Source organism: Proteiniphilum propionicum (genome assembly GCF_022267555.1).
Lineage (GTDB): Bacteria > Bacteroidota > Bacteroidia > Bacteroidales > Dysgonomonadaceae > Proteiniphilum > Proteiniphilum propionicum.
Genome location: NZ_CP073586.1, coordinates 2,832,501 through 2,844,687, shown reverse-complemented (window position 1 = coordinate 2,844,687; position 12,187 = coordinate 2,832,501). Strand labels below are relative to the sequence as shown.

11 protein-coding genes and 1 tRNA gene (1 of these 12 running past the window's edge) are annotated in these 12,187 nt (G+C 44.9%); 7 read left to right on the top strand and 5 right to left on the bottom strand.

The features are described from left to right. The 4 genes from KDN43_RS11740 to KDN43_RS11725 all read left to right on the top strand — a co-directional run bounded on the left by KDN43_RS11740 (window position 1) and on the right by KDN43_RS11725 (window position 5,446). Complete coding sequence (locus KDN43_RS11740; RefSeq protein WP_238866351.1) at window positions 1-1,248, top strand: ABC transporter permease; 1,248 nt, start codon at window positions 1-3, stop codon at window positions 1,246-1,248. A gap of 159 nt (window positions 1,249-1,407) precedes the next feature. Further along, the gene (locus tag KDN43_RS11735; RefSeq protein ID WP_238866350.1) at window positions 1,408-2,688 is read left to right on the top strand and encodes an ABC transporter permease; all 1,281 of its coding nucleotides are present in this window, start codon (window positions 1,408-1,410) and stop codon (window positions 2,686-2,688) included. Continuing rightward, window positions 2,685-3,833 (top strand): ABC transporter permease, encoded by a 1,149-nt coding sequence (locus KDN43_RS11730; RefSeq protein ID WP_238866349.1) that lies wholly within the window; start codon window positions 2,685-2,687, stop codon window positions 3,831-3,833. Before KDN43_RS11735 ends, KDN43_RS11730 begins: the two co-directional genes overlap by 4 nt. Window positions 3,834-4,012: 179 nt before the next feature. Then, complete coding sequence (locus KDN43_RS11725; RefSeq protein WP_238869466.1) at window positions 4,013-5,446, top strand: TolC family protein; 1,434 nt, start codon at window positions 4,013-4,015, stop codon at window positions 5,444-5,446. 122 nt (window positions 5,447-5,568) lie between these two features. Here KDN43_RS11725 and KDN43_RS11720 read toward each other — a convergent pair whose 3' ends face one another. Genes KDN43_RS11720 through KDN43_RS11710 form a run of 3 tightly spaced genes read right to left on the bottom strand, consistent with a single transcriptional unit; the run spans window position 5,569 to window position 6,924 of the window. After that, a complete protein-coding gene (locus KDN43_RS11720; RefSeq protein WP_256448706.1) occupies window positions 5,569-6,519 on the bottom strand; it encodes a type II toxin-antitoxin system HipA family toxin in 951 nt (316 codons plus the stop codon). Then, window positions 6,501-6,677, bottom strand: a complete 177-nt coding sequence (locus KDN43_RS16465) for a HipA N-terminal domain-containing protein (RefSeq protein ID WP_256448705.1) — start codon at window positions 6,675-6,677, stop codon at window positions 6,501-6,503. Before KDN43_RS16465 ends, KDN43_RS11720 begins: the two co-directional genes overlap by 19 nt. Then, window positions 6,670-6,924 carry a helix-turn-helix domain-containing protein gene (locus KDN43_RS11710; protein ID WP_238866348.1) on the bottom strand — a complete coding sequence of 85 codons (255 nt, stop codon included), beginning with the start codon at window positions 6,922-6,924 and terminating at the stop codon, window positions 6,670-6,672. Before KDN43_RS11710 ends, KDN43_RS16465 begins: the two co-directional genes overlap by 8 nt. Window positions 6,925-7,250: 326 nt before the next feature. Between KDN43_RS11710 and KDN43_RS11705 the strand changes: the two genes are divergently transcribed. Both KDN43_RS11705 and KDN43_RS11700 read left to right on the top strand, forming a co-directional pair. Then, window positions 7,251-8,606, top strand: a complete 1,356-nt coding sequence (locus tag KDN43_RS11705; RefSeq protein ID WP_238866347.1) for a sigma-54-dependent transcriptional regulator — start codon at window positions 7,251-7,253, stop codon at window positions 8,604-8,606. Window positions 8,607-8,673: 67 nt separating this feature from the next. After that, the gene (locus tag KDN43_RS11700) at window positions 8,674-9,969 is read left to right on the top strand and encodes a sensor histidine kinase (protein ID WP_238866346.1); all 1,296 of its coding nucleotides are present in this window, start codon (window positions 8,674-8,676) and stop codon (window positions 9,967-9,969) included. A 395-nt stretch (window positions 9,970-10,364) separates the two neighbouring features. Here KDN43_RS11700 and KDN43_RS11695 read toward each other — a convergent pair. Next, window positions 10,365-10,437 (bottom strand) — tRNA-Lys (locus tag KDN43_RS11695). Between the two features lie 139 nt (window positions 10,438-10,576). Beyond that, entirely contained in the window at window positions 10,577-11,995 is a 1,419-nt protein-coding gene (ahcY, locus tag KDN43_RS11690) for an adenosylhomocysteinase (protein WP_238866344.1), read from the bottom strand. A 132-nt stretch (window positions 11,996-12,127) separates the two neighbouring features. Here ahcY and KDN43_RS11685 point away from each other — a divergent pair, with 132 nt between their 5' ends. Continuing rightward, on the top strand, window positions 12,128-12,187 hold the 5' end (the start) of the coding sequence (locus KDN43_RS11685; RefSeq protein WP_238866342.1) for a hypothetical protein. 273 nt of this gene lie beyond the right edge of the window; 60 of the gene's 333 nt are visible here — the first part of the coding sequence; it begins with the start codon at window positions 12,128-12,130; the stop codon falls past the right edge of the window.

The window sequence follows — 12,187 nt, the reverse complement described above, 5'->3', positions numbered from 1 at the left end:
ATGTGGAAATCAGCATTCAAACAAATCTGGAAAAACCGGAAATCAAATTTCTGGATATTCGTCGAAATATGGGTTGTATCGGTTTTGTTGTGGTACTGCGTGGATTTTATGTACGTGGTTATCCGCAAAAACCTGGAGCCGATGGGTGTCAACACCGAACACGTCTATCGGCTGAACTTAGGGGCGCACCAGACAAGGCAGTTCGACAGAAACAATACCGACAGCATCGATTATTACTGGATAGACCCTTTCCTGCAAGTGAGAAAGCTGGTGGAAGCCTATCCGGGCGTGGAGGCAACGGCTTATTATACCGGCACAAGTATTTTCAGTCAAAACGCCATATTCCAGGGTTATACGGCGGACGAAAAAAACGCTTACGGAGCCAAAATCAGGTACGTGAGCGAGGGCTACGACAAGGTTTTTAAAGTAAAGATGCGCGACGGCGGTTTTACCGGTTGGAATATCGCCACCTCGCCGCAAGGAGCGGTGGTCTCGCCCGAGTTGGCGGACTCGCTGTTTCATTCGCCATCGGTGATCGGCAAAACGTTCCGCGATTATTACGAACCCGATTTGACCTATCGGGCAACCGGCGTATCGGCGCCGATGAAATACGACAGGTACGGACGTTACGAACCGCTCATTTACACCCCGCTCAATTACAAAAGGTTTGCCTACTCCGTTCCGGCCATCGCCGTTCGGGTGAGCCCCGCAGCCGATGTTCCCGGATTTGCCCGGCAGTTTACGGACGATATGAAAAGCAAACTCAATATCGGTCCTTACTACCTTTTCGGCTTCATGTCCTACGATTTCCGTTCCGAAGTGGCAGATATCCATAGCGGGATCAGCAGCTACGTACGCATCATTACCGGCTTGCTCGTTTTCTTTTTGTTTATCGTCTTTCTGGGAATGTTGGGGACGTTCTGGTTCCGGATGGAATCGCGGCGCGCCGAAATCGGGCTGCGCATGGCGTTGGGAGCAAGCCGCAAAGGGGTGTTGAACTACATCCTGTTGGAGAGCATGATTGTATTCGCGTCGGCATTTATTCCCGCGTTTATCGTGTGCGCCAATCTCGCTTTCTGGGATGTGACCTACACGTTCAACGATGCCATGGACTACACCCGAAGCCGGTTTTGGATCACCCAGCTTTTTACCGCCGCAATCATGGCCGGGATCATCCTGCTGGGTGTCCTGATTCCCGCCCGCCGGGCATCGCGGGTGCATCCGGTGGAGGCGTTGAGGGAGGAGTAATATACGACGTGGAGACTGGGCAACTTGGAGAGAGCATCAACCGAATGTTACAACATTCACAGTCCGCAATTTCCGCAGAGTTGTTACAACGTCTTAACGTCCTTATATGATACAAAGTAAAAATAAAATTTATGCGATTTAGAATTCGCATCACCCGATATGAACAACTTATACCACATTCTAAAAAGTATCTTCCAAAAGCGATTTTTGGTAATTGCCTACATTGTGCTCATAGCACTTACCGTAATGTTTGTGGCGCAGCAACAACTTCGGATAGACAGCATTGGCGCCAACAACCCGAATGAACCGTTTGTGAATCGCAGTTTATATCTTGCGAGCGTAGAAATAATGTATCCCGATAACCGCACGCAAACGATTTTTGCCGGATTAAAACTCTGTAAAAGGATGAAAGCGATGAAATCGCCCGAAAAGGTATCTTTTTTCACGTGGGTGCGTTATTGGGAGGTGTTTGAGAACGGAAGAATAAACCGGATTCCGTTTCGCGCTACCGATGGCGTTTATTGGGACGTTATGAAGTTTCGTTTCGTGGAAGGGTTGCCTTATTCCGAGAAAGACGTTGCCGAAAATAAGCCGTTGGTGGTTATTTCCGAAACATCGCGAAAACGGTTCTTTGGTAATGAGACACAGGTTGTTGGAAGGCAGATTGAAATAGAAGGACTTCGGCTTACCGTTTGCGGTGTAGTAGAAAATGTACCCTATTCGTCCACGTATGCCTTTGGCGAATTTTGGATGCCTTACACGGCGTGGGGCGGAAAAATTCACGGCGACAGTTCGGCGTACGACGAAAATGCAGTACAAGGCTTGTATCTCGTTCAAACGCTTGCCCGCAAACGGTCGGATTTTGCCCAAATTCATCGGGAGTACAACTCTCTCATTGCCGGACTAAACAAGGAAATGGAGCCCGAAATGAAAATAACACGGGCGATGATAAGTACCCGGATGAACGATTTTTTCGGGAAAAACAAAAACCGGGACAAATATCAATTTTCGGCAGCCGATATCTGGCGAAACTACCTGTCCACTTTGGGGTTGTTACTGGTTCCGCTACTGGCACTGATGTGCCTGAATTTTGCGCGTGCCAACGAAAGCAGCACCGAGATAGGTATCCGCCGGATGGTAGGTGCGGGAAGACTTGAAATTAACGGCGAACTGATTATCGAAAACGCGGTCATTATCTCAATCGGGATTGTGTTGGGTGTTTTTCTGGCTTACTTGACCGTGTATCTCTATCCGGTAGTCTTTATCAGCGGAGCCGATGCCGGTAATTTTGAAGGCGGCGCGTGGCTCTCATTCACTTGGCGTATGCTGTCGCACTTGCTGCTCACGCTCGTGGTATTTTTAGCCGCCAGTGTGGCACTGCCCATCGTACGCGTCAATCGTCAATCTGTTTTAAACCTATTGAAAGGAGACGAATTATGATTTCACACATCCTGCGAATTATCAGCCGCAACAAAGTAACAACTCTTTTGTCGTTTCTACTGCTTTCGGCAGCCGTATTGGTAAACATCCTGTCAATCGGCGGAATGATGCAGCGGCTGCAGTATTACTTCCTGCCCCGCGGGTATGAACTAGACAACATCGGTATTCTATATGCCGGAACCAAAAATAAAGATCAGGCAACAGATAGTATCCGGGACGTGGAGTTGTATAATCGGTTGAAAGCATCACCTTACGTGGAAAAAGTGTCTTTCGGAACACCCAATTTAATTTACAATTACAACAGAATCAGCATAAAAGGACACAGCGACACCATTTTCTCGGCATATCCGCGACGTGGCGATGAAGAAATGGCAGACTTGATGGGGATCAGGATGTTACACGGTCGTTGGTTGCGGCCGTCCGACCATATTTCTAATGGTATAGTGGTTACACCCGAAATGGCGAAACTTCTTTTCCACGAAGAAAATGTGACAGGGAAATCATTTGAATATGAAGATAATAAATATGCTATTGTGGGAGTATGCAACTCTATCCGGCAAAGTAAGCAAAGTAATTTTTCGCCGTCTTTCTTCTATTACGAAAAGCCAGACGGTGCTTTTACCATTCGCACAAAAACAGGAGAGGAACCGGCTTTTTCCCGTTCGCTCGAAAATCTGTTGGCATCGGCTTACGGCATCAACAATTATATTATTTCTTATGAAACCATTTCCGATAAAGAATTAGCCGTAAACCTCTATGCATATATGTTTCTGCTTCAGTTTCTATTATCGCGCGTGTTTATGCTTTTGGTCGCGTTGCTTTCGTTTGTGGCCGTTATTTGGTTTACCTCCGAACGCCGAAAACAGGAATGGAGTATTCGATACGCCTTAGGGCGTTCGAAACCGCAGCTAATCGGTTACATTTTTCTCGAAAACTTGGTGATATTGATGGGAGCTTTTGTTTTTGCCCTTGTGGTATTTTTTGCCATTCGTTATTTTGGAGTAGAAACATTTACCGCCAAACTCACTTTGCCTGCTATTGCAGTAACCGCATTTCTGATGCTGATTTTCCTTTGGATCGGAATATGGATTCCTTCACGCAAAATCAAACAGTTGGATATTTCTGAATTATTGAAATCAGAATAGTAGTGATGTGCTAAATCTCTACAATACCAAATAAAAAATAAAAAATAAAAAGATAAATTATGCACTCAACAATTATTCATAGTACTCAAAAGATATTTCAGATTTTTGGATTTAGGGAAAATACCAAATTCCAGATAGCAAATCCCAAATACTTAATAACTCTACTTTTTGTGTTCATCATGGCAACGGGAGCATCGGCGCAACAAACGCTGACGCTTCCCGAAGCCATTGAACTGGCGCGTTTGCAATCGGTAGATGCTGCCGTGGCGCTCAATCAGCTTAAAACATCGTATTGGGAATACCGCACGTATCGTGCCGACCTGCTGCCTGAAGTTAATTTTAGCGCCACGTTGCCCGATTATCGAAAAAGCTACAACTTATATCAATCCGAAGACGGGACATACAAATACGTACGAAACAACTCGTTACGAGTAACAGGTAATGTTTCTATCGACCAAAACATCTGGTTTACGGGCGGGAAATTATCGGTAAACACATCGATGCAATTTGTCGATCCGCTCAACACGGCTGGTGCAAACCGTTATTATATGACCGTTCCGGTAGGTGTAACACTCTCACAGCCGATATTTGCCGTCAACAACATGAAATGGAAACGACGTATCGAACCCATTCGATACAAGGAAGCGCAAGCAGCTTACCTGGAAAATGTAGAGACGGTAACACTCAGAGCTATTATGTATTACTTTCAGTTACTGCTGGCTAAAGAAAACTTGAACATTGCTATGCAAAACAAGGAGAATGCCGACCGCATTTTTGAAATCGCACAAGCACGGCGGCAAATGGGGCAAATATCGGAAAACGAATTGCTACAATTGAAACTATCGGCACTGAAAGCTGCATCGAACCTTACCAAGGAACAATCGTCACTCAACGGTGCGATGTTCCGTCTGCGCTCGTTTTTGGGATTAAGCGAATCGGACAGTATCGATCCAATAATTCCCGAAATGCTTAATTATCCCGTTATAAATTACCAGGATGTACTTGCTAAAGCACAGGAAAACAACCCATTCGCTCAAAATATCCGTCATCGTCAACTGGAAGCCGACTATGAAGTGGCACAAGCAAAAGGCGCACAACGCGAAATAGACCTTTTCGCATCGGTTGGCTATACCGGACAAGAACAGTATTTTAAATCGGCATACCAAATTCTGATGGACTACCAGATAGTGCAGGTGGGCGTAAAAATCCCCATTCTCGACTGGGGAAAGCGGCGGGGACGCGTGAAAGTGGCGGAATCCAACCGGGAAGTGATTGCCAGCCGGTTGAAACAGGAGCAGATGAATTTCAATCAAGATATTTTCCTGTTGGTGGAGCAATACAACAACCAGACGGAACAGTTGCGCATCGCCCGCGAGGCCGACGAAATAGCGCAACAGCGGTACAAGACTTCGGTAGAATCGTTTATGATCGGTAAAATCAATACCCTCGATCTCAACGACGCGCAGCTCTCAAAGGACAATGCCCGGGCAAAATATGTTTCGGAAATGCATTTGTACTGGTACTATCTCTATCAGTTGCGCAGCCTTACGTTGTACGATTTTGAAAAAGAAACGGACTTGGATGCCGAGTTCGAAAAATTGGTAAATCGTTAAGAATGTTATGTATGGATAAAAATATCCCTATTCTTTGCTTATTTTGAATTTACAAATATCTTCGCTAACGCGACACACATTACCGTAATGACTGTTGCGTTAAATAAGACTGAAATGAAATTTTACGATAGAACATCTGACGTTGCGATATTACCACAAATATCCGTCACTTCTTCAATTATCTGTTTGCAGACCGAAACGCTCAAATCCACCTCTTTTCCGGCAACCAGCATATCGTCGGCCGTAGGCAAACCGTTGCCGTTTACGGTTGTGGTATGAAAACCGTTAAATCCGTCAGATGGCAGTAAATCATAAGCGGGCGATAACTTCCAACGGTTGTCTGAATATACAAAGGCGAAGTTTTTTGCGTGATCGTCCTTGTTTTCGATTACAACATTGAAAACCATTTGGCGAAATAACTTTTTCACCTCTTCCATATCGGAAGTGATGTAGCGGCAAAGTTTGAGCAAATCGATATAATCCAGACTCGGAATGCGGTAATCGGCGTGAAGCATTCCGGCATCACTATGAACGTGAATTTTTTGACCCGCAAGTGTGCGGTCGAATCGTTCTACGCCAAAGTATTTGTTTTCAAAGAGACGTGTTTCGGGCATCTCGATACCGCATTTTCTCGCCAAAAGCGAATAGCGGTATTCTGTTTCTACCATATTTGCAGGGTCATTACTTGCCCGAAATTTCACGAGCCACTCCTTTCCGTCGTGACAATAGAAGATTTTTGGGCGGGCGCCACCGGGTGAACCGCCACGAACATAAAGCTCCTCAAGACTGTTTTTGTCGTCGTTGCCGGAAAGCATTTCTCGTATTTCTTTAGAAATTACGTGTAAATCCGAATCTGGATATTCGGCAAAAACCGATTTGTCGGGCACGTATTCCAATGCTCCCCGCCCGTTGGAACCCACGAGCGATAAACGCTGCAAGAGGGTCAATCGGCGTACATCAACACCTACTGAATGCAGGTAGCGGTCAAGAAGTAATTGTCCCCAACCATCGGGAAGACTGTCGTCGAACACGCCGAATCCGCCCGGGAAGGGAGTTACTTTAGCGAGAAACAATTCTTGACGCAACGGCAAAAAAATGGCGATATGGACGTTCCCTTCGAAACAAATGCTGGATTGTATTCAAAAGCGCAGCGTCCTTCGGGTGTCAGTGCCAATTGTCCGACCAAGCGTTGATTCCAGAAGACGGATACGATGGATGAGGTATTATTCATTTCTTTTGCCTCTTTTTCGGGTGGAAATTATATTGCGTTCGCTTAAATCACTGATACTTCGGTAGGTAGGCTCGGGAAAGAGTTTGTCGAAATCGTCAACAGAGTTTAGCGCCATCGCCACCATAACAAGATTTCGTAACGATATGTCACCCGAAGTTTCAAAACGACGATACGTACCGTAGCTGATGCCCGCACGTGAAGCAAGTCCTTCTTGCGTAAGGTTCATTTCCAATCTTCTGACTTTCACTTTTGCCGATATGTTTTTTAATATTGTGTCGGCATTTCGGTCAATAACTGATAATATATTATCAAAACTACGCATAAATAAGCACTAAGTGATATTATATGAATAATTATAAAGATAGGTATTTTTGAATGACAAACCATACTTTTTTCGATTATTATTTGTAATTTTGACACTTACTTTTAGGTATTGTTTGGCAACCCCTTACAAGCCACCCCCTGTTTGCCGAAAGTCAGGCACAAGATAGGGAGCGGACTATGTTAAAAGTGTATCATCCCATTTTTTGAACGCAAAGTCGTTTCGGAATACTTGACGCTAAAAAAACAACTATGATTCTCATTATTGATGACGATGCTGCCGTCCGATCTTCGCTTTCGCTTTTGCTGAAACGTGCGGGACACGAATTCCATTGTGTGGCCTCACCTGAAGCCGCTCTGGCTTTCGTACGCCATACCACGCCCGATGTGATGCTGATGGATATGAACTTTTCACTGACCACCAAAGGCGATGAAGGATTGGATTTGCTGCAGAAAATGCAGGTTTTTTGTCCCGGTATTCCCGTTATACTTATCACGGCGTGGGGCTCCATAGCATTGGCTGTGAAAGGGATGCAGCTGGGAGCGTTCGATTTTATGACGAAACCATGGAACAACCGCCAACTGCTGAAATCGGTAGAAACCGCGCTCGATTTGGGATGCAAGAAATCGGTGCTTGACGATGTGCCTAAAACACGTAAAGAACTTGACTCTATGTACGATTTTTCAGCAATTATCGGCAAATCCGATTCAATGCTGAACGTGCTTTCCACCGTTGCCCGGATTGCCGATACAAACGCTTCGGTGCTAATCACGGGCGAAACCGGAACAGGAAAAGAACTTATTGCGGAGGCTATTCACAAAAACAGCGCACGCCGAAGCAGTCGTTTCGTGAAAGTAAATTTGGGCGGCGTATCGCAAAGTTTGTTTGAAAGTGAAATGTTCGGACATAAAAAAGGCGCTTTCACTGATGCTCATACCGACCGCACCGGACGTTTTGAATTGGCCGATAACGGCACCATTTTTCTCGATGAGATTGGCGAATTGGACAAGGCTTGTCAAGTGAAACTGTTGCGCGTGTTACAAGACCAAACCTTCGAGGTGTTGGGTGATAGCCTTCCGCGCAAGGTTGATGTGCGTGTGTTAAGCGCCACCAATGCCGATTTAGCGAAAATGGTTCATGAAAAAACGTTTCGCGAAGACCTCTTTTACCGCATCAATCTCATCCAGATACATTTGCCGGCGCTTCGCGAGCGAACCGAAGATATTCCGCTCTTGGCGCAATTTTTTGCCGACCGGCAGTCGTTGCAAAATCGTCTGTCAAAAGTCGAGTTCACGTCGGCAGCTTTCGAATTGCTGGAGAAAATGCCTTTTCGGGGCAATATCCGCGAGTTAAAGAATCTTATAGACCGTACTATCCTCGTAAGCGGTAAATCGATGATTGATGCTGCCGATATTCAGCTGCAAGACGATGCGGTGCTTTCAAATTCGCTGCAAACAATTCCCCTTGGTTTAACGCTGGAAGAAATGGAAATGCAATCCATTTTGCAAGCTATGGAGCAATGTGGCGGAAATCTGTCGAAAGTGGCGCGTACACTTGGAATAAGTCGCGCGGCATTGTATCGAAGAATGGAGAAATATGGGTTGTGATGGTGTGACTGGTGGATTTGGAGATTGGGCTAATTCGTACATCGTAAATCTAAAATCGTAAATTAAAATGAAGCTACGTGGCTATTTCTATATTTTGGCAATTCTATTGCTTCTGATTTTCGGGGTTACTTTTTACGAAACGCTGAGCAGCTTTTCATGGAAAGCAGTTGCCGTTGAAGTGATAATATTGGGCACGCTCTCTTATCTCTTTTTTTTCTACGGAAAAACGGTTCGTCCGTTGCAAAATATCGGTAGCGGTATGGATTTGTTGCGCGAGCAGGATTTCAGTTCACGCCTGCGTAAAGTAGGTCAGCTTGAAGCCGACCGCGTGGTGGAAATTTTCAACAAAATGATGGAGCAGTTGAAAAACGAGCGACTCAGGCTCCGGGAGCAAAACGAATTTCTCGATTTGCTCATTAAGGCATCACCCATGGGTGTTATTGTGCTAGATTACGACCATCGGATAGCAGAACTCAATCCCGCTGCTCTAAAAATAATGGGAATAAAGCGTCCGGAAGACGTAAAAGGACGCACTCTGTCGGACGTGAAAACCGATGTCCTCATCGACCTTACCCGCATCCCGATGCACGAAACCCGAACCATCAGCCTGAACGACGGTGCAGTGTACAAGTGCACACTGGAATCGTTTATCGACCGTGGTTTCCCGCGCCCTTTCTATCTTCTCGAAAGTCTTACGGAAGAAGTGCGGCGTGCCGAGAAAAAGGCTTATGAAAAAGTCATCCGTATGATTTCGCACGAAGTGAATAACACCACGGCCGGCATCACTTCCACGCTCGATACCGTTGGAAAGGAACTGGAAGACATCGCCAAAACTCAAGATTTGCTACAAACCATGCAGGTTTGTGTGGAGCGTTGTTATAGCATGAGCCATTTTATCACCAACTTTGCCGATGTGGTAAAAATACCCAAAGCGGAGCTTGTTCCAACCGATTTGAACGGTTTAATCCAATCAATGACCCGATTTATGGAAGTTATGTGCCATAATCGAAACATAAAACTCACTCTTCATCCCGACAGAAACCTACAACCGTTGCAATTGGATGCGTCGCTTTTTGAACAAGCATTGCTAAATATTATCAAAAACTCAGTCGAAAGTATCGATAAAGACGGCGAAATTATTATTAAAACCGATGCCGAATCTAACTCACTCGAAATTGCCGATAATGGCAAAGGCATAAGTAAGGATATTGAAAATAAGCTATTTAATCCGTTTTTTTCGAGTAAACCTTCTGGACAAGGAATCGGACTGCTTTTCATTCGTGAAGTTCTATCGCAGCATAATTGCCAATACTCGCTACGCACTTATCCCGATGGATTGACGAGATTTGTAATAAGGTTTTGAAAATTGGCTTTTCCCGATTCTTTCTCCCGGATTTTGGTCTGGTAGTATTCGTTGAGCTCCTGAAGATTATTGGGAAACGGGAAAACTGTCATTTATCAAATTAGACGATAAGATTCTTTATAAGGCCTCCGATATCAAACAGCTCCACGATCTGTACCTGTGAAATATGCCTAAAATAGCTATTTTCTGCTTTTACCCCAAAAACGAAAAAATCCCAACTATCATTGATAGTCTGGACTTCCCTTTATTCATAATCTTAATATTTTTGTACCGTTTGGGTGTTTGATACAAAAATAGCACTATTTTGGACTAATAACGACTAAATGAGGAACTGTTTAAATGGCTTACAATCGGCTTAAACAAAGAAAAACCCGCTTTGATGGCGGGTTGCGCAGTGATCCGCCTGGGGCTCGAACCCAGGACCCCATCCTTAAAAGGGATGTGCTCTACCTGCTGAGCTAGCGAATCAGCCTAAATGCTTTCTTGCAAAAGCGAGTGCAAAGATAAAATCTTTATTTTAATTTTCCAACTGTTAATGCAATAAAAAACGGTTTATTTTGCACACATACGGCTATGCGCCTTATATTCAAAATATTAATGGCGCGTATCAGTACCTGTAATGTTCCGGTTTATAGGGACCTTCCAAATGCACTCCAATATATTTGGCCTGCTCCTGTGTAAGTGTAGTAAGTTTCACGCCTATCCGTTCCAGATGCAGCCTCGCTACCTCTTCATCAAGATGCTTAGGCAAGCGATATACACCCGTTTCGTAATTATTCTTCCAGAGGTCCATTTGTGCAAGAGTCTGGTTAGAGAACGAGTTGCTCATCACAAAAGAAGGATGGCCGGTGGCGCATCCTAAATTAACCAGACGGCCTTCGGCAAGCAGGAACAGTGAATTACCTGCAGGAAAAGTGTATTTATCCACTTGTGGTTTAATATTCAGATGTACAATTCCCGGGTAATTAACCAACTTGTCAACCTGAATCTCATTATCAAAATGACCTATGTTGCATACAATAGCCTGATCCTTCATCTGCAGCATATGTTCAATGGTCACCACATCACGGTTACCGGTAGTGGTTACAAAAATATTACCTTCTTTTACAGCTTCCTCCATGGTGGTCACTTCAAACCCCTCCATAGCGGCCTGTAATGCACAGATAGGATCTATTTCGGTTACAATCACTCTTGCGCCGTATGAACGCATTGAGTGGGCACATCCCTTTCCCACATCCCCATATCCGAGTACAACAACAACCTTGCCGGCAATCATCACATCGGTAGCCCTTTTAATACCGTCGGCAAGCGATTCGCGGCAACCATAAAGGTTGTCGAACTTCGACTTGGTAACCGAGTCGTTTACATTAATGGCTGGAACCAGCAGTTCACCTCTTTCCATCATCTGGTAAAGCCGGTGCACTCCGGTAGTGGTCTCCTCGGAGATTCCCTTCATCTCAGCCACAGTCTTGTGCCAACGCTGGTTGTCCTCTTTCAGAATCCGGTTCAAGGTATCGAGGATAGCCTGCTCTTCACGATTGGCTCCTTTCCTGTCTATAGTGGAGGAATCATTTTCGGCCCTATATCCCATATGTACCAAAAGTGATGCATCCCCACCATCATCAACAATCAGGTTAGGTCCCTTGCCGCCAGGGAAACGCAATGCCATCTCCGTGCACCACCAGTACTCCTCCAGTGTTTCACCTTTCCATGCAAACACTGGAACTCCCGCTGCTGCAATTGCTGCAGCGGCATGATCCTGGGTGGAAAAGATATTGCAGCTGGCCCAACGCACATCAGCACCCAACTCTACCAGAGTCTCAATTAGTACAGCAGTCTGAATGGTCATATGCAGCGAACCTGTCACACGAGCGCCCTTCAACGGTTTTTCCGATGCATATTTTTTACGTATCGACATTAAGCCGGGCATCTCATGCTCAGCAATATCTATCTCTTTCCTTCCAAAATCAGCTAGATTAATATCCGCCACTTTATACGGAAGATCGGGGGAATAATTATTATTCATATCAGTTCATCTTTGATTTATCAATTTTTAAGGATGCAAAGTTACAAAAATTACGGAATGTTTTTACCTTTGGTATTAAGAAAGGTTCTAAAAAGAGGATAGACCTGTGATAATGTACAAAACAGGGTAAATATGAAGATCATCTATTCCAGTTTTCTACCGTTGAAAGGGTTCAGGGCAATCAACCTGTTT

Coding starts and splice junctions, on each gene's coding strand:
- KDN43_RS11740 (WP_238866351.1), top strand. CDS start 1: ATGTGGAAATCAGCATTCAAACAAATCTGGAAAAACCGGAAATCAAAT.
- KDN43_RS11735 (WP_238866350.1), top strand. CDS start 1,408: ATGAACAACTTATACCACATTCTAAAAAGTATCTTCCAAAAGCGATTT.
- KDN43_RS11730 (WP_238866349.1), top strand. CDS start 2,685: ATGATTTCACACATCCTGCGAATTATCAGCCGCAACAAAGTAACAACT.
- KDN43_RS11725 (WP_238869466.1), top strand. CDS start 4,013: ATGGCAACGGGAGCATCGGCGCAACAAACGCTGACGCTTCCCGAAGCC.
- KDN43_RS16465 (WP_256448705.1), bottom strand. CDS start 6,677: ATGAATAATACCTCATCCATCGTATCCGTCTTCTGGAATCAACGCTTG.
- KDN43_RS11705 (WP_238866347.1), top strand. CDS start 7,251: ATGATTCTCATTATTGATGACGATGCTGCCGTCCGATCTTCGCTTTCG.
- KDN43_RS11700 (WP_238866346.1), top strand. CDS start 8,674: ATGAAGCTACGTGGCTATTTCTATATTTTGGCAATTCTATTGCTTCTG.
- ahcY (WP_238866344.1), bottom strand. CDS start 11,995: ATGAATAATAATTATTCCCCCGATCTTCCGTATAAAGTGGCGGATATT.